This is a genomic window from Bacillus sp. RC251 (assembly GCF_044908765.1).
Taxonomy (GTDB): Bacteria; Bacillota; Bacilli; order Bacillales; family Bacillaceae_G; genus Bacillus_A; species Bacillus_A wiedmannii.
Genome location: NZ_JBIYDP010000001.1, coordinates 783,918 through 801,218, shown reverse-complemented (window position 1 = coordinate 801,218; position 17,301 = coordinate 783,918). Strand labels below are relative to the sequence as shown.

Below are 17,301 nucleotides of genomic sequence, written 5' to 3'. Positions count from 1 at the left end.
TCCCCCCTCTTTACAACCTAAAATAAACAGCTTAATCGTGACAATTTCACGATTAAGCTGTTTCTATCAATTTCATTCAAATAATCCCATACTCAAATAACGTTCTCCTGTATCAGGTGCAATACATAAAACTTTTTTACCTGCGCCTAGACGTTTCGCTATCATAATTGCTGCGTAAACAGATGCTCCAGACGATGGCCCAACTAATAAACCTTCTTGTCTAGCTAAGTTTCTCATTGTCGTTAAAGCCTCTTCGTCTGCAATTTGAATAATTTCGTTATACACTTCTGTATTTAAGTTTTTCGGGATAAACCCTGGACTTGTTCCTACTAGTTTATGAGGACCTGGAACACCGCCTGATAAAACGGGAGATCCTTTTGGTTCTACTACTGCAATATATAAGTTTGGCAGCTTCTCTTTTAACGTTTCCCCAGTACCTGTAATAGTTCCACCAGTTCCAGCCGTTGCTACGAATGCATCAATCTCGCCATCCATTTGTTCATAAATTTCAAGTGCAGTCGTATAACGATGAATATTCGGGTTTGCTGGATTTTCAAATTGTTGCGGAATAAAACTATTTGGAATTTGCTTTTGCAGTTCTAATGCCTTCGCAATTGCTCCTGGCATTCTTTGTTCTGCCGGTGTTAAAACTACTTCCGCGCCGTATGCTTTCAATAAATTTATACGCTCTTTTGACATATTGTCTGGCATAATTAAAATTGCTTTATACCCTTTCGCAGCTGCATTCATTGCTAAGCCTATTCCTGTATTTCCGCTTGTCGGTTCAATAATTGTATCTCCTGGTTTGATGAGACCATTCTCTTCTGCAACGTGCAGTAAATTATAGGCAGCGCGGTCTTTCACACTGCGTGATGGATTAAACATTTCTAGTTTTACATACACATCCGCTGCGTCTTCTGGAATAAATTTAGATAATCGGACGACAGGTGTATCTCCTATTAATTCTGTAACATTTTCACATAATTTCATAGTGCATCCCCTATTCTATCGTTTTCTTATCACTTGGTAATAACCAAGAAGTAAGTCCAATTAATGGTAGACAACTACATAGTAACATAATGAATTGTAGACTATATATGTCAGCCAATTTCCCAAGTACTACAGATCCTAAAGCTCCGAGTCCAAACGCAAGCCCTACAATTAATCCAGATACCATCCCTACTTTTCCAGGAACAAGCTCTTGCGCATAAACAACAATTACACTAAAACTACTTGAACTAATAAAACCGATACATAAAAATAGCGGTACAACCCACATGAGCGAAACGTGAGGTAATAAAAGGGCAAGTGGCGCCGAACCTAGCATTGAAAATACAATAATTGTTTTCTTTCCAAATCGATCTGCTAACGGTCCACCAAAGAAAGTTCCTAATACACCGGCAATCATAAATGCGAATACGAAATACTGGGCATTTTTTATAGATAAACCGTAATGCTCAATTAAGTAAAATTGATAAAAATTCCCTATACCAGCACCGTACCAAGAACGTACAAAAGTAAGAAAAACAAGAAGTAGAATAACAAATTTAATATGTGTACTTACAATCGCATTTTCCGCCTCAAGCGCAGCCCTCTTTTTTCTTCTCACAGCGCCAGTTGCTAATTCATTTCTATACCAATTTGATACGAAAATTAATAATACAATTCCTACTGCTGCAAAGGCTGTAAAACCTAAAGAACCAATTTGGCCGAGCGGAACGAAAATTAGCGCTGTAAAAATAGGAGCTAAGGAATTCCCTGTATTTCCTCCAACCTGATAAATCGCTTGCGCTAAACCTCGTTTTGCACCAGCTGCCATATAAGCAACTCGAGCACCTTCTGGATGAAAGACTGCGGAACCTAATCCGATAAATAAAACAGAAATGATAACAATAATAAAGTTCGGTGCAAATGCAAGTCCAATCATTCCAAGCATACTCGAAAACATACCGAGCGGTAATAAAAATGGTGATGGCTTCTTATCTGAATACATACCAAAAACCGGCTGCATAATCGATGACGTCATATTTAATGCAAACGCAATCCATCCTACTTGCATATAAGATAAATTCATCGTTTTTTCCAAAATAGGAAACAATGCCGGCACGACTGCTTGCATCGAGTCATTTAAAAAGTGACCGAAACTAATCGCAAATAGAATTCGATATATCGTCGGTGTTTCCATTGTATTTTTTTTCGAAACTGCCTGCATATATGTATTTCTCCTTCCTGTACAAAATATATATTTATTACAGCAAGTGTAATAAAGTAAAACTTTAACCTCGATAAATTCTGACTTTTGAAACATTTCTATTCTATACTGGTTTCATTTCTTTTTCCAGAAATATCACTTCTTACATAATATATTTTTTCTATAAGTTTTATCGGATTTATTTATAGAAATTTTCTATATTTTCTTTTATACTAGGACAGAGATGAAGGAAAGGATGACAACTATGAAGAAAAAAACTAAAGGAATCGTTGCACTCTCAATCACATTATCTATGTTTTTAACAGCATGTGGTCAAAAACAAGAGGCAACAACTACCGGAGAAAAGAAAAAAGAATCTTCAAAACAAGTATTAAACATTGTAGAAGCTGGGGAAATTTCTACACTTGATTCATCTATCGCAACTGATGGGTTTTCTTACGCTGCATTAAACAACGTAATGGAAGGATTATATATGCCTGGCCCTGACAATAAACCTGTCCCTGCAGCAGCTGAATCATACAAGCTGAGCGAAGACGGAAAAACATATACATTTACATTACACGATTCAAAATGGTCAAATGGTGATCCAGTTACTGCACATGATTTTGAATATGCATGGAAACGTGCTGTTAATCCAGAAACTGCTTCTGAATACGCACATATTTTGTTCGATATTAAAAACGCAGAAAAAATAAATAAAAAAGAATTACCAATTGACTCATTTGGTGTAAAAGCAATTGACGATAAAACGCTTGAAGTACAGTTAGAACACCCTGTTCCATACTTTTTAGGGTTAATGGGATTTGCAACATTTTATCCTCAAAACAAAAAAGTTGCAGAAGCGCAAGGGAAAAATTACGGACTTGAAGCTGCAAATGTAGTTTATAACGGGCCGTTTCAATTAAGTGAATGGAAACATGATACAAGTTATAAAATGTCAAAAAACCCGAACTACTGGGATAATAAAAATGTGAAGTTAAGTGAAATTAATGTAAATATCGTAAAAGATACTTCCACAGCCGTTAATTTATTTGAAAGCAAACAAGTAGACCGAATTACGATTAATTCAGAGTTTGTCGATAAATATCAAAAAGATCCGAGCTTAAAGAAAATGGAACGTCCTTCTATGACATTTTTCCGATTTAGCCAAAAGAATCCTTTATTAGCAAACAAGAATGCTCGAAAAGCTATTTCGCTCGCTTTTGATAAACAAGGAATCGCAACAACGATTTTAAATAATGGTTCTATACCTGCGAATGCATTTGTTCCGAAAGGATTCGTAAAAGGACCTGATAATAAAGATTTTCGCAGTACAAGTAATGTAAAAGTAGGAACAAATGTGAATGAAGCTAAAACACTATGGGAAACTGCAAAAAAAGAAACAAACTTACAAAACGCTTCACTTTCAATCATAACAACTGATGAATCTAACGATAAAAAAATTAGTGAGTTTTTAAAAGGTGAACTGGAGAAAAACTTACCAGGACTTAAAGTCACATTACAACCCCTTCCAGTAAAAGCATTTTTAGATCGTGAAGGAAATGGTGATTTTGAAATTTCACTTTCTACATGGGGACCAGATTATCCTGATCCTACAACATTCTTAAATATGTTTGTCACTGACGGACCGTTTAATAAGATGAGTTATTCAAACAAAAAATACGACGAATTAATTGAGAAAACGAGCTCTACTTTAGCAACTGACTTACCAGCACGTTGGAAAGCGTTCCAAGATGCAGAGAAAGTCTTACTGGAAGATGATGCAGCTATCGCTCCAATCTTCCAATCAGGACTTGTATATTTAGAACGTCCAACAGTAAAAGGTGTTGTTATTCGTCCATTTGCAGGAATTTATTCTTATAAGTGGGCCTCTATTACAGAATAAGAAAAAGGCGATCCTAACATATATTAGGATCGCCTTCTTTATTAAATTGCAAAACGCTTATACTTTTCGTAATCACTCGTCTTACATTCTACTTCTAGTTTGGTACCTTCGTTTTCATAACTTGTAGATAAAACGTGCGCATGATTATTGAAATAAGAAACTACCTGTCCTTGATCATACGGAATTAACATTTCACACTTCGTATACTCTTTATAGATGTGTGAACGAATCATTTCGACAAGCTCTTCTATCCCAACATGTTTCTTCGCTGATAAATAAACGCGGTCTTCTTGTACTTTCGGAATTTCAACATCTACCATATCTGATTTATTATAAGCATAAATGGTTGGAATATTTTCTACTCCAATTTTCTTTAACGTTTCATTTGTAATGTCAATTAACTGTTCGTAATTTGGGTTCGCGTAATCTACAACGTGAATAAGTAGGTCCGCTTCCGCTACTTCTTCTAACGTTGAACGGAATGCTTTCACAAGGTGATGCGGTAATTTGCTTACAAATCCAACTGTATCTGTTAATAGGAATGATTTGTTATCTGGTAAATCAATATTTCGCACAGATGTTTCTAGCGTCGCGAATAACATATCTTTTTCAAATACTTGTTTTTCTTCTGTACCATTGTAAATTTCAAGCATTGCATTCATTGTCGTTGACTTTCCGGCGTTCGTATAGCCTACTAATGCTACAACTGGTACTTCATTTTTCTTACGTTGCTTTCGCTGCGTTTGACGCTGGGCAACAAGTGCTTCTAGATCTTTATTTAAAACTGAAATTTGTTCTTCAATTTTACGACGATCTAACTCTAATTTCTTCTCACCGACACCTTTATTTTTCGTACCAACTCCGCCGCTCTGTCTTCCTAACGATTCACGAAGACCGATTAAACGAGGCATCATATACTGAAGATGTGCTACCTCTACTTGCAACTGTGCTTCTTTCGTTTTCGCACGTTGCGCAAAAATATCTAAAATTAATATGGTACGGTCAATTACTTTACAATCTAAATCTGCTTCTAAATTTCGAATTTGAGAAGGAGATAATTCGTCGTTAAAGATTACCATATTCGCATCTACTTCATTTACATAAGCTGCTACTTCTTCAATCTTTCCTTTTCCAATATAATGGGACGGATTTACTCGTTGTAAATTTTGCGTCACTTGCCCAATTACCTCTACATCACAAGCTTCTGCAAGATTTGTTAGCTCTTCCATTGAATATGCAAAATCATCTTCATTACCTAAATTTACTCCAACTAAAACTGCTCTTTGTAATAATTCTTCCATATATTTATTCCTCCATTTCGATTACGTAAAATAAAAAACACAGGTTACTGCCTGTGTTTTCGTAAACGGATAAGGGTTCACCAAAGAAATAGGAGAAAGTTATACTTTCATCCTATCTCATAGTCAATAAGTCCCAAAATCATATACGCATCCACAATAAGTGTTCACCTATACGATCCCATTCTATTTATAAAGGCAAAACAAAAAGAGGGCGTATTCGTCCCTCCCTCTTTTTCACATATAAGCTTAATAAAGGGTTCCTTTAAAATAGGCAGACCAATCCCGTTCACTCTGCACACAGACAGAGCCTTTGAGCGCTATTCAATTATTGGCACAAAGTATTGAGACGTAATCTGATTAAGATCAAAGGAAGCCCCTCCGTTCATTTTAAGTTACATAAAGTGTAGCATAAGTAATTCGCTTTCACAAGATTAAACCACCTATAGAAACAGAAAGAAATTCTTTATATATTTACTTTAATCGTCATTTTTTGCGCATTCTTCTTACACTAAAAATCACAAAAGCTACTATCAGTAACAGACCTATAGAAAGGGTAACAACTTGCCACCAACTGAAACCGCTGACCATCTTCCCTTTTAAATCGACTTTCTTCGTCGGAATAGACTCTTTTGCAATTTGACTTAAAGCCACTTTCTCCGCCCCTGCCTCATCTAATCTCTTCGTTCCACTACAACTATGTGTGTGTAATTGTTTTTCTGATCCTCTTTGAGAAGAATATACTAAATACTCTCCTCCTTCTACAAAGTGAAATACACAATCACCACCATTTGTATATACAATAAGTTGCGAAGAAGTTGTCCCTTTCCAAATTTTCTTCACTTCAAATAATACTTCAATCTCAACCCCTTCTTTCCTTCCAACCCCAATTACCTTCCCCTCAAATACTACATCGTTTTTTGAAATGCATCTTCTGCTAATACGTTAATACAATCACAAGCATAAGATTTCCCTGGAAAAATAATAAGAATAAAGCTACAAATAATGACAACAGGCAATATATACAAAATTCTTTTCAAAGAGCCCAACTCTCTTCATTATCAATTTTAAAAACTTATCGTATATTATTTTTTACAACACTCGCCAAATTCCTTCATAGTAAGTTAAGCTTTTTCGTTTCAATACAATAAAAGTCTTTATTGACATTTTTATAACCTGATAATAGTATCAGGTTATAAAATAAGTTAGGAGATGTTCCTATGAATTCTAAATCTCGTATTACTGCAATTGGTACTTATGTTCCAAATCAAATATTATCTAATAACGATTTAGAGAAAATGATTGATACGAATGATGAATGGATTGTACAAAGAACAGGAATGAAGGAAAGACGAATCGCGAGCGAAGACGAATACTCCTCACACTTAGCCATTAAAGCAATTGAAAATTTATGTACAACTTTTAAAAAGAACTTAGAAGATATAGACTGTATCATCGTCGCTACAACAACCGCTGACTATGTTTTTCCTAGTGTCGCATGTCAAATACAACAACACTTCAACATACCTCATACAATAGCATTTGATTTAAATGCAACTTGCGCTGGTTTCACATATGGTCTGCACGTTGGTAATAGCTTAATCACTTCTGGATCACACGAAAAAGTACTTGTCGTAGCGACAGAGACATTATCTAAAGTTACTGATTACACCGATAGAACGACTTGCATTTTATTTGGCGATGGTGCTGGAGCTATTTTATTAGAAAGAGATGAAAACAAACCAAGCTTTGTCGCTGCTCATATGGGAACAAATGGGCACGGTAGTATTCATCTATACCGAACAAACTTATCTACTACTATGAATAGTACACCACTGCAAACAAATGAAAAAATCGTTCAAAACGGGAGAGAAGTATATAAATGGGCAACTCGTACAGTGCCAGCAGGTATAAAAGAATTATTACATACCGCAAATATGCAAATAGATGATATAGACTGGTTCATACCACACAGTGTTAACTTACGAATGATTGAATCTATTTGTGAGAAAACCGAAATTCCAATTCAAAAAACTTTAACAAGTGTAAAACACATGGGAAATACATCTTCGGCTTCCATTCCACTCGCTCTGGACTTAGCTAGGAAAGAAGGAAAATTAAATAACGGAGACACACTTTTACTATACGGATTTGGCGGTGGTCTTACGCATTTAGGCCTTATTGTGGAGTGGGATTTAAACTAACATTTTTCTTTTATACAACTAACTACAAAAAAGCAGCATCCAAAGATTGGTTACCCCACTTTGAACGCTGCTTCTACTCTCTTAATTTTATTTACCTGTCCGAGCCCATATCACAACAGGAATGAGCATGAAAGCTAACACTCCTCCAGCTAATGACAATGCCGCATAACTTGAATTCGCCACTACCATACCTGACATCGCTCCACCTGAAGCTCCAGCTAGCGCAATAAACACATCTATTTTCCCTTGTGTTTTTGCACGTGTGGAAGGTATAGTTGCATCAACAATTTGAGCAGTACCACTTATTAAACCGAGGTTCCATCCTAATCCTAGTAAAGACAAAGCAACAATTAATAGTATTAAAGAATCACTCGGCGCTATCGCAGCTATGACACCTGCTGCTAGTAAAATTACTCCGCCAGCTATACTCATCGTAGTTCTTCCAATTTTATCAATTAACATTCCTGTAACGAGAGATGGAAGATACATTGCACCTACATGAAAACCAATCACAAGCCCTACTGCACTTAATCCATGACCGTGATGCCCCATATGAACTGGCGTCATCGTCATAATCGCAACCATCACGATTTGTGTAAGTATCATTACAATAGCTCCAACAGTAATACCTCGTTTATTTTCTGTCGCTTCTTCTGTTACTGTTTGCCCTTTATATGTATGCTCTTGTTTATATGTTTCTATCATATTAGCAATAAGTAACGGATCTGGACGAAGCATAACAAATAGAACAAGACCAGCTAGTATAAACGCTGCTGCCGATAATATGAACGGACCTGCAAGATCAGGAATTCCAATTGAATGAGCAAACCTTCCCATTACTCCTACTAAATTTGGACCTGCGACTGCACCAAAAGTCGTCATTACCATCGTAATACTAATAGCAGTTGCTCTTTGCTTCTTATTCGCTAAATCTGTTCCAGCATAACGCGCTTGTAAATTCGTAGCTGTGCCCGCGCCATATATAAGTAAAGAAACTAGTAAAAGAATAATACTATTTGTTAAAGCTGCCACCACAACTCCAATAGCCCCTAGTCCACCTACTATAAAACCTCCTGCAAGCCCTATGCGGCGACCATGTTTTTGCGATAACTTCCCAACAAAGAAAGCTGCTACCGCAGATCCCATTGTAAACATAGCTGCCGGCAATCCTGCATATGCATCTGTCCCAAGCATTTGCTGCGCAAGGAGTGCACCTACTGTAATCCCAGCAGCCAACCCTGCTCCGCCGAACATTTGTGAAATGCTTACGATTAGTAATGTTCGTTTGTATAATTTTCGTTGCTCTTCTTCTGTATATATGTGATTACTTTTTAAAGCCCCCGCCTCATCTAACAATTCCTCATCCTCCCTTTGAAATAAAATCCCCTTGTTAATGTATTATGTTTTACATTACATATACAACGACATTTTCTATTCGTTTTTTTCATTCTAAAAACTTACTAACCATAGACTACTTATCTCATGCTATATTAAAAATACTACTATTTACAATATGCAAGGAGAAAACAATAAAAAAACAGGCTGCTATTAGCCTGTTTTTTTACGCTTCCTCTACTACCCTTTTCCTTCTCCCTTTACTCAAAGCCTTTCCTTCCCAAAATAACAAACTTACTAACGCAAAAACTAAGATAATCGGCACACTTACTTTATATAAATCTGTAAAACTCATTGCCATCTGATTTTGAGCATAGTGATTCACATCATTCGAAAATGCGAGTACCTCTTTCTTTATACTTTCCTCTTGTTTTTCAACTTCTTTTGTCACTTGATTCATAACTTCTTCTCTTTTTACATCTCTATATTCTACTGGAATTCCTCTTAATACTTCATCCACTTTTTGGTGAATTAATGCATCTTTTTTCTCTTTATTTAACCCTACAAATGTTTTATGTTGATGCTTTTCTACACTTGGTTCTATACTTTGGTTCTCTATTTTTTCTTTTGTTACTTGTAGTATTTCAGCTTGCTGTGAGCTATCCACATGAATATTATGCACTTTTTCTTCTGCATAACGATATACATTCTCTTTATTTACAGCTAAATTGTGCGTTAAGTTAGATACAAATATTGCAACTGCTAATACAATTCCTACTTGCCGCAACATTGAGACAACACTTTGAGAAGCAGTTAATAATTCCCCTTCAAACGAAGAAGCACTTAAAACTGTAATTGGACCTACTACTAAACCATACCCAACACCTAATATCATACATGGAATAATAATTTCTATATTTGTTGAATTAACATCAATCATTTGCAACCAATAATAAGATAAGCCCATAACAAGAAAGCCTGACAAAATAATAGTTACCTTTCCGAGTTTTTTAATTAAAGTTGCTGCAACTGGTGAGACAAAAAATATCATTGCTGAAATAGGTGTCACTAAAAAAGCTGCTTCAATTTCCGTTCGGCCTTGTATTTTCGTCAAGAACGTCGGAAGCAATACAGTAACTCCAATTAAAAATAAATTACTTAATATGATAACGATAGACGCTCCGACAAACATTCGATCTTGAAATAACTTTAAATTCACCATTGGATTATGAATCTTTCGTTCTACTAAAACAAATAGAATAAGAGAAATAGTGCTAATTGCATAACAAGAAAAAGCAATATTACTTTGCCATCCCCATGTATTGCCTTTTACTAATATGAGAGTAAAAGAAAAAATTGCTGTGCTACTTAATAGTAGTCCTACCCAATCTATTTTTGAGATAATACGTTCTTCATTTTTTATTTGCAGCATAACGCAGCATAAAATGATTCCAAGAATACAAATTGGAACATTTACGAAGAACACCCATCTCCAACCGAAATTTTGTGTAATAATTCCACCTATTACTGGTCCCATTGCAGCTGATAGTCCTTGTGTTACCCCTAAAATTGCAAGTGCAACATGCCTCTTTGCTAATGGCATTGCTGATACGCCGATTACCATACTTGTCGGAAATAAAATTGCCGCACCAATACTTTGTATAAAACGAGAAAAGATAAGAAAATCGCCCGTATTAGCAAAAGCACAAAGCACTGATCCACCACCAAAAATTATCAAACCAAGAATATACATCTTTGCTTTCCCAAAAATATCAGCTATCCGTCCTAGTGGAATGGCTAGTACTGCAATCGTCATCGTATAAACATTTAATATCCAAGACATCTTTTCTAATGAAGTATTTACACTCGTTTGTATGGCTGGTAAAGCTATATTCATAATTGTCGTATCAATCATACAAAGAAATATACCTAAGCACATTAAAAAGACAATCTTAATACCCTTTGATTGCTCCATGTTCATCTACCCCTTTATTTATTATGAACGTGTTTTTCATTCTTCCGTTTTATTGTGTTTTTTTACTTCTAGTTGCTCTAGTTTTCTTTTCAACGTCTCTACTTGAGCACTATACGATGCGATACCTACATCTAGTGAAATTTCTTCAACAAAATTAATACCTTCTCTCCACTTTTCATATTTCAAACGAAGATCCGCAATATATGCTTCTTTCCTTTCAATTTCGTCCGCAATCCATTTTTTTATTGCCTTGTCATCGCTATAATTACCGAAATACATCCTCATTAAAAAATCTGAACGTAAAACATCTTTCTCTACATCTGTTTGCATGTACTGATAAAACTCTTCACGCCCTTCATCTGTAATAAAGTACATTTTCTTATTCGGTTTTCCTTCTTGCATAATAACCTCTTTCTTTATTTTCCCCTCTTTTTCCAACTGTCGTAACGTTGGGTAAATCATTCCAAAACTCCCATCAAAGAAATGAGTAAATACGTCTTCAAACACAATTTTAATATCATAACCAGACATTTCTTTTCCCATTAACAAGCCTAAGACAACATCTCTTCCCTTCAAAATAAAACCTCCATACTGTATATAATCAATAATTATATTAACATTGTTAATATAATTATTGATTATATACCTCATTCCGTTAATTGTAAAATGTTTCTAAATAAAAACACCCTGTAAGTTTATTATCTAAAATTACAGGGTGGCTCTACTTTATATTTCATATACAAACTTTGTACTATTTTACAACTTCATCTTGATTAGCTTCAAAACCTTCTGTCTTACCCTCTTTCATTTCATAATAATACGAAGGTAATTCTATATTATGTTCTAAAAGGTAATCCTCAATCAATGCAATAATCACTTTCAATGTTTTCAAACGTGCGTATAATTTATCATTGCTTTCAATAATATGCCATTTCACATTTAGCTTATTTGTTTTTTCAAACATGTCTTCCATTGCTTCAACATACTCGTCCCACTTTTCACGGTTACGCCAATCTTCGTCTGTAATTTTCCATCTTTTTAAAGGATTGTTCTCTCTATCTTTAAACCTCTTTAATTGTTCATCTTTACTAATATGATAGAAAAACTTCCCGATTATATAATGATCATCTGTTAATAGTTTTTCAAAATCATTAATCTCATCATACGCTCTCGTCCACTCTTCCTTTGTAGCAAAGCCTTCAACACGCTCAACTAACACACGGCCGTACCATGAGCGATCAAAAATAGTAATTTGCCCATACTGAGGTAGTTTCCGCCAGAAACGTTGCAAGTAATGGTACCGTTTTTCATGAGGTGCTGGTGCTCCGATTGGATTTACTTGAAACCCGCGCGGATCAAGATGTTCCGTCACTCGCTTAATCGCTCCGCCTTTTCCAGCCGCATCCCAGCCTTCCATAACGAGCATAACTGCGATTTTTTCTTCTTTTACAATTTGCTGTAGCGCTAATAAACGTCTTTGGTATTTTTCAAGTTTCTTATTATACTTAGATTTCGATTCTATTCTTTTCATTAAATCTACTTTAGCAAGATATCCATTTTCCATAAAACAAATCCCCCTTGTTGTATGACAATGTTATTTTAACATATTATTGGAAAATTTTTCACATTAGAAAAAACTGTGTAAAAAAATCTCTACACAGCTTCCTTCTCTAATTGCACATCTACTTCAATATTCTCATTTTTATTTTTCACAGCTTTCATAAAGAATACAGCAGTTACTATAACCGTAATAACTGTACCTACAATATAAGATGTGTTTAACGGAATGTTAAAACCAATTTTTGCATTTAAAATGTAAATTACAGTCATGAGTGTCACGGGAATTAAGAAAACAACATATAGTTTTCCTTTTATAAATAAATACATCGTTCCAATCCATAACGCAATTGCTGCAGGCAATTGGTTAGCCCAAGAGAAATATATCCATCTTATTCACAAAGAGAGACTATATTTTTTACAATTGAATTATGGTATACCTTCTCAAAAAAAGAAGATAATAACAAATAAATTCGTTACAGAATGGGAGTACTTTAAAGATGAAACGAAAAATACTTTCTCTCTTTACACTAGTCTGTTTAGCACTACCAATACAAGCTAGTGCATACACATTTCACTCACTACCAATTGAATCAAAGTCTAAACAGTGGTATATCGAAATTGATAAATCTCATAGCGCAAACAAGCAAGCAGTGCAGCCAAAACAGGGGGTATACGATACATATCGCTTACTCGTAAAAAACATCGGTAATGACGTATCAAATGTATCAGTGGAAATACTTGATAACACTCCTACCTCTAAAGCTACTTTTAATCCTACTACATTACATAACAACGTTTCAAAAAGTCAGACAAGCTTTGACTACATCGTATTCCCTTTAGACTTTAATAGCCATAATTTTAAAGTCGTCATTACTTGGGAAGAAAAAAATTTCTCATACAACGGTCATCCGGTAAATGAGGGGGAACAAATGAAACAAACATTTGTGTTTAATGAAGAATAGGCCCTAATTTGATTAGGGCTTATTCTTCATTTACAAAACCAGATTGAATCGCTTCCGTCATTTCTTCTGTGATTTCTAGTTCTGTTGCTTCCGTACTAATTTTCTTATCCCAAATATGTACGGAAGGCTTTTCGTTACAAAGATGTTTTATTAATACTAGTTGGTTATATGTTAGCTTATTTTCTCTATGGGTGGCGATATAGACTGTGAAATTTTTTGCTTCAAAGACCTTTTCTTGCAAAATATATTTGTTGGCCAACTCCTTTACTACTATATCTTTCAAGTTTTCAATAATCATATAAGTCGTTCCCCCTTCCCTTATATCATCAATCAAATCGTCGAATACTTGTTACACATAACGCTATTCCAATTGTTACAAGTACTAAAATAGCTAGTGTTATAATCGTTATCTCGCCACCTATGACAGTAGCTAACCAGCCTACAACCACATAACCTAGTGGTAATAAAGCAAATGAACCTAACATATCAAGGCTTGCCACTCTTCCAAATGCTTCTTCTGGCACAAGCTCTTGTAAACTTGTTTCCCAAATGAGTCCAAATATCATCATACCAAACCCTTCAATTGCCATTAATCCAATTAAAGCAGGTGCCCAAGTAATAAACGGCATTATTAAAAGCGCACAACCACTTATTAAAACACCACCATAGGCAAGTAATCCCCGCTTACGCCACCGCTCCTTCCCACCAAAAATAAGTGCGGCAATTACAGCTCCAACACCAGAGGATGCCATTCCTAATCCATACACGTAAGCTTCAAAATGATGATGAACATTAAATAACCATGGAATTAATACGACGATAATGCCGGCATAACAAATGTTTACGAAAGAAAAAACCAAAATTGTAATCCATAGCCACGGATGACTTTTTAACACTAAAATACCTTCCATAAACTCGTGTTTGTAATCGACCTTTCTTCTTTCAATATGGTTTACTTTTTTAAACTTTATCTCTCTTAAAAATAATAAACAGAAAAATGATAGCAAATAAGTTACTGCATCTAGTCCAAACCCTATTCCGGCAGATGCAACTGATACGATTAATCCTCCAAGTGCCGGTCCAATTAATCGAATACCTTGATTACTCATTTGTGTTAATGCATTAGCTGCGTTTCGAATTTCTGGTACAAATACTTTTGCTCTTACAGCTGAATACGCTGGCTGAAATATACCTTCCATAAGTCCGTAAAAGGCAACGAGTACATATAAAATTGTAATTGTTAATAAATCCATCAATATAAGCGATGCAAGTAATAGCATCAATATACAACGGATTATGTCTGTAAATAACATTAATTTTACTCGGTCAATTCGATCTACAACTAAACCTGCAAACGGTAAAGCAAGAATATTTGGTAGCATGTACATTGCCATTGTCATCCCCATAACAACTGTTGAACCCGTTAACGAATACACAACGACTGGTAAAATTACCATCGTTATAGAACTCCCTAAAGTTGAAAGCAATTGTCCAATCCACAAAAACTTAAAATGCCGTGATACTCTAACTGGCAAAAATAATTTACCAACATACCCCAAAGCTTTTTCTCTTTGTACTTCCCCTTGCATTTCTCTCTCCTCTTTTCAAATGATTATAGACTTTATAATATATCACTAAAAATTCCTAATATTCTTTTTTAATTATATAAGAAACCATTATGTTATGGTAAAATTATCAAAATAAATATAAAGGAGAATACATTGTTATGCCTCAAAATTCTCATAACATCGAGCACCGCATCTATACAATGTGTATGATCCAACGAAATAATGAAGTTTTACTTATAAAACGCCCCGATCATCGAGGTTTTCCTGGCTACATCGCTCCTGGCGGAAAAGTAGATTTCCCAGAAAGTATTGTGCAAGCTGCTAAACGAGAAGTAAAAGAAGAAACTGGATTACTTGTTTCAAATTTAACTTTTAAAGGATTAGATGAATACGTAAATCCGAAAGAAAATGTTCGATATATGGTATTTAACTATTGGACAGATTCATTTGAAGGTGAACTCCTTTTGAATCCTCCTGAAGGCGAATTATTATGGGTAGCAATCGATACAGCACTAAATCTTCCTATGCAAAATTGGTTTAAAGAGAGATTCCCATTATTTTTTGAAAAAGGTACGTTTGAAATTCAACGTGTTTGGGACCGAGACTTAGATAAACAAGTTGCTATGACAATTACGCATACGTAAAAAAGGCTTGGTATCTCTCCAAGCTTTTTTACTTTCCTTCTATTTTCTTAATCTCATAATCAATTTCTAAAAACTTAACTCCAAATATCCACATTCTATGGTTAGCTTTTAATATGTGATTCGTGTTCTCTTTTATAATAAAAGTCTCTGCTAACGGTAAACGAATTGTAAAGAAACGAGTATGTAAATAAATCCCCTCATCTCCTTTACCGTTTCTTCTCAGCTTACTAGTAATGATTAAATCATTACTCTTATTACATAATTTTAAAACCCCCGTCATATTCGAATATGGTAAAGGTAATGCAATATTCATATATGTCTCGCTCTTATATGTGTGCTTTGAGTAAAGAGCTACAAAAATAGATTCTCCTGCTTCATTTTTTCTTAGCCAAGCCCTTACATTCTCCCTTCCATCTTTCTCATCTATTATCCCAACGATAGAGCCATGCATCGTTTCCCACTTACCGCCCATTCCTAAATGTATTTGTCCTACACGCTTACTCATTTTCTCATAGCAAAATGCAACCGGACGAAACCAACGAGCCCACTTAATATGCGATTGTAACTCATACTCTTTTGTATTTTCATAAAAACGAGTAATACTTAAAGGAATCTTTGCCATGTCAAATCCCTCACTATGAAAATCGTTCATATTATCAACTAAACCTTTGTATTCCTTGCTATCTATTAAACTTCTGTTATGTAAAAATGCTTCACCAACTGTCGTATTTCCTCTTAACCTGCTCATTGGTTTCCCGTAATATTTATAATTCGGAGCAGTCTTTTCAATCATCCAGCCGACAAATGCGGGTAACGCTACTCCAATTCCATTGACAACACCGTGAATCCAAACCATTTGAGCAATTGTAATCGTCATTACATGTTTCAAATTCCCATATGAATATATAAGCGAAAACATAATTGTTACCATAAGTGTACTAGACGATATGATCAGAAGAACCTTTGCACTAATAGCATTAAATTTCGTACGCCAAACATAAATCCCATAACTATAAATAGCGCATAAATATAGGAACACTGCAAAAAATTCAAATACTCTTGAGTACGTAATTCCTATTGCAACTGTCATAGGTGAAATGACGATGACAAACATAATAGCATCATACACTTTACTTCTCTTTTCTCTTTTCCTCCCAATTAAACCAGCTGATAACGGCAATAGAAATGCCGAATAATGAAAGTGTGCAGCTGTAAGCAAAACAATGTCGGAACTAAAGTGCATAATGGAAAGCTTTGCTACAGAAGCAAAAAACCAGAAACCACCTAAAAACAAATACATAAACGCACTATCGATAGCTGTCTCCTCTAACAGTTTCCATCCTCTTTCTAGCACTCTACTTACACCGAATAACGCAACGATTCCTGTATATACAAACCAAAGTAATGCAAAGAAATAGTGATTTGTTACGAAAGCTAACATTGCACTAATTGCTGCGATTGGATATAAAAGCGATACTAGTTTATAAAAGGATACATATGATCCACTTCTTGTCTTTTTATCAAGAATGCAAAATGACATCGGTATAAATAACAAAATAGATAATAAAATAATTGCTTCCACCGGGTTTATATTTGACCACTCACATATTAGAAAAATAATATAACAAGCAAACCCAACTATTATATTTTTCATATCA

Annotated in this window: 14 protein-coding genes and 2 pseudogenes; 4 read left to right on the top strand and 12 right to left on the bottom strand. The window is 35.0% G+C overall.

Going from position 1 to position 17,301, the window contains the following annotated elements:
* Window positions 1-72: 72 nt before the first annotated feature.
* Window positions 73-990 (bottom strand): cysteine synthase A, encoded by a 918-nt coding sequence (gene cysK / locus ABH961_RS04220; RefSeq protein ID WP_048543299.1) that lies wholly within the window; start codon window positions 988-990, stop codon window positions 73-75.
* A gap of 10 nt (window positions 991-1,000) precedes the next feature.
* The gene (locus ABH961_RS04215) at window positions 1,001-2,212 is read right to left on the bottom strand and encodes an MFS transporter (protein WP_048543300.1); all 1,212 of its coding nucleotides are present in this window, start codon (window positions 2,210-2,212) and stop codon (window positions 1,001-1,003) included.
* 244 nt (window positions 2,213-2,456) lie between these two features.
* Here ABH961_RS04215 and ABH961_RS04210 point away from each other — a divergent pair, with 244 nt between their 5' ends.
* Complete coding sequence (locus ABH961_RS04210) at window positions 2,457-4,097, top strand: peptide ABC transporter substrate-binding protein (RefSeq protein ID WP_098080250.1); 1,641 nt, start codon at window positions 2,457-2,459, stop codon at window positions 4,095-4,097.
* A 41-nt stretch (window positions 4,098-4,138) separates the two neighbouring features.
* On the opposite strand, the gene hflX is transcribed toward ABH961_RS04210, so the two are convergent.
* Window positions 4,139-5,398 (bottom strand): GTPase HflX, encoded by a 1,260-nt coding sequence (gene hflX, locus ABH961_RS04205; protein WP_061673188.1) that lies wholly within the window; start codon window positions 5,396-5,398, stop codon window positions 4,139-4,141.
* Window positions 5,399-5,881: 483 nt separating this feature from the next.
* Window positions 5,882-6,435: pseudogene (locus ABH961_RS04200) on the bottom strand (cobalamin biosynthesis protein CbiN).
* Window positions 6,436-6,615: 180 nt separating this feature from the next.
* Here ABH961_RS04200 and ABH961_RS04195 point away from each other — a divergent pair.
* Complete coding sequence (locus tag ABH961_RS04195; protein ID WP_098068152.1) at window positions 6,616-7,599, top strand: ketoacyl-ACP synthase III; 984 nt, start codon at window positions 6,616-6,618, stop codon at window positions 7,597-7,599.
* An 87-nt stretch (window positions 7,600-7,686) separates the two neighbouring features.
* On the opposite strand, the gene ABH961_RS04190 is transcribed toward ABH961_RS04195, so the two are convergent.
* From ABH961_RS04190 to ABH961_RS04170, 5 genes and pseudogenes are all read right to left on the bottom strand, one after another.
* Window positions 7,687-8,955, bottom strand: a complete 1,269-nt coding sequence (locus ABH961_RS04190) for an MFS transporter (protein ID WP_404518931.1) — start codon at window positions 8,953-8,955, stop codon at window positions 7,687-7,689.
* A 205-nt stretch (window positions 8,956-9,160) separates the two neighbouring features.
* Window positions 9,161-10,909: an MFS transporter gene (locus tag ABH961_RS04185; protein WP_097917600.1), complete on the bottom strand. Its 1,749-nt coding sequence runs from the start codon at window positions 10,907-10,909 to the stop codon at window positions 9,161-9,163.
* A 36-nt stretch (window positions 10,910-10,945) separates the two neighbouring features.
* The gene (locus tag ABH961_RS04180) at window positions 10,946-11,485 is read right to left on the bottom strand and encodes a PadR family transcriptional regulator (RefSeq protein WP_098080248.1); all 540 of its coding nucleotides are present in this window, start codon (window positions 11,483-11,485) and stop codon (window positions 10,946-10,948) included.
* A 175-nt stretch (window positions 11,486-11,660) separates the two neighbouring features.
* A complete protein-coding gene (locus tag ABH961_RS04175; RefSeq protein ID WP_098080246.1) occupies window positions 11,661-12,473 on the bottom strand; it encodes a polyphosphate kinase 2 family protein in 813 nt (270 codons plus the stop codon).
* A gap of 89 nt (window positions 12,474-12,562) precedes the next feature.
* A pseudogene (locus ABH961_RS04170) lies at window positions 12,563-12,856 on the bottom strand (carbon starvation CstA family protein); the annotation flags it as partial.
* A 110-nt stretch (window positions 12,857-12,966) separates the two neighbouring features.
* On the opposite strand from ABH961_RS04170, the gene ABH961_RS04165 reads away from it, so the two are divergent.
* Window positions 12,967-13,431: a hypothetical protein gene (locus tag ABH961_RS04165; protein ID WP_048543308.1), complete on the top strand. Its 465-nt coding sequence runs from the start codon at window positions 12,967-12,969 to the stop codon at window positions 13,429-13,431.
* 19 nt (window positions 13,432-13,450) lie between these two features.
* On the opposite strand, the gene ABH961_RS04160 is transcribed toward ABH961_RS04165, so the two are convergent.
* Complete coding sequence (locus ABH961_RS04160) at window positions 13,451-13,729, bottom strand: hypothetical protein (RefSeq protein ID WP_098080244.1); 279 nt, start codon at window positions 13,727-13,729, stop codon at window positions 13,451-13,453.
* A gap of 28 nt (window positions 13,730-13,757) precedes the next feature.
* Window positions 13,758-15,020, bottom strand: a complete 1,263-nt coding sequence (locus tag ABH961_RS04155; protein ID WP_098080243.1) for an MFS transporter — start codon at window positions 15,018-15,020, stop codon at window positions 13,758-13,760.
* 137 nt (window positions 15,021-15,157) lie between these two features.
* Here ABH961_RS04155 and ABH961_RS04150 point away from each other — a divergent pair, with 137 nt between their 5' ends.
* Window positions 15,158-15,643 (top strand): 8-oxo-dGTP diphosphatase, encoded by a 486-nt coding sequence (locus ABH961_RS04150; protein ID WP_001136059.1) that lies wholly within the window; start codon window positions 15,158-15,160, stop codon window positions 15,641-15,643.
* A 28-nt stretch (window positions 15,644-15,671) separates the two neighbouring features.
* Here ABH961_RS04150 and ABH961_RS04145 read toward each other — a convergent pair whose 3' ends face one another.
* Window positions 15,672-17,297 (bottom strand): YndJ family protein, encoded by a 1,626-nt coding sequence (locus tag ABH961_RS04145; protein ID WP_098080241.1) that lies wholly within the window; start codon window positions 17,295-17,297, stop codon window positions 15,672-15,674.
* Window positions 17,298-17,301 lie beyond the last annotated feature (4 nt).

Excerpts from the sequence above, each read along its gene's own strand:
- cysK (WP_048543299.1), bottom strand. The coding sequence starts at position 990 with ATGAAATTATGTGAAAATGTTACAGAATTAATAGGAGATACACCTGTC.
- ABH961_RS04215 (WP_048543300.1), bottom strand. The coding sequence starts at position 2,212 with ATGCAGGCAGTTTCGAAAAAAAATACAATGGAAACACCGACGATATAT.
- ABH961_RS04210 (WP_098080250.1), top strand. The coding sequence starts at position 2,457 with ATGAAGAAAAAAACTAAAGGAATCGTTGCACTCTCAATCACATTATCT.
- hflX (WP_061673188.1), bottom strand. The coding sequence starts at position 5,398 with ATGGAAGAATTATTACAAAGAGCAGTTTTAGTTGGAGTAAATTTAGGT.
- ABH961_RS04195 (WP_098068152.1), top strand. The coding sequence starts at position 6,616 with ATGAATTCTAAATCTCGTATTACTGCAATTGGTACTTATGTTCCAAAT.
- ABH961_RS04185 (WP_097917600.1), bottom strand. The coding sequence starts at position 10,909 with ATGGAGCAATCAAAGGGTATTAAGATTGTCTTTTTAATGTGCTTAGGT.
- ABH961_RS04175 (WP_098080246.1), bottom strand. The coding sequence starts at position 12,473 with ATGGAAAATGGATATCTTGCTAAAGTAGATTTAATGAAAAGAATAGAA.
- ABH961_RS04165 (WP_048543308.1), top strand. The coding sequence starts at position 12,967 with ATGAAACGAAAAATACTTTCTCTCTTTACACTAGTCTGTTTAGCACTA.
- ABH961_RS04160 (WP_098080244.1), bottom strand. The coding sequence starts at position 13,729 with ATGATTATTGAAAACTTGAAAGATATAGTAGTAAAGGAGTTGGCCAAC.
- ABH961_RS04155 (WP_098080243.1), bottom strand. The coding sequence starts at position 15,020 with ATGCAAGGGGAAGTACAAAGAGAAAAAGCTTTGGGGTATGTTGGTAAA.
- ABH961_RS04150 (WP_001136059.1), top strand. The coding sequence starts at position 15,158 with ATGCCTCAAAATTCTCATAACATCGAGCACCGCATCTATACAATGTGT.
- ABH961_RS04145 (WP_098080241.1), bottom strand. The coding sequence starts at position 17,297 with ATGAAAAATATAATAGTTGGGTTTGCTTGTTATATTATTTTTCTAATA.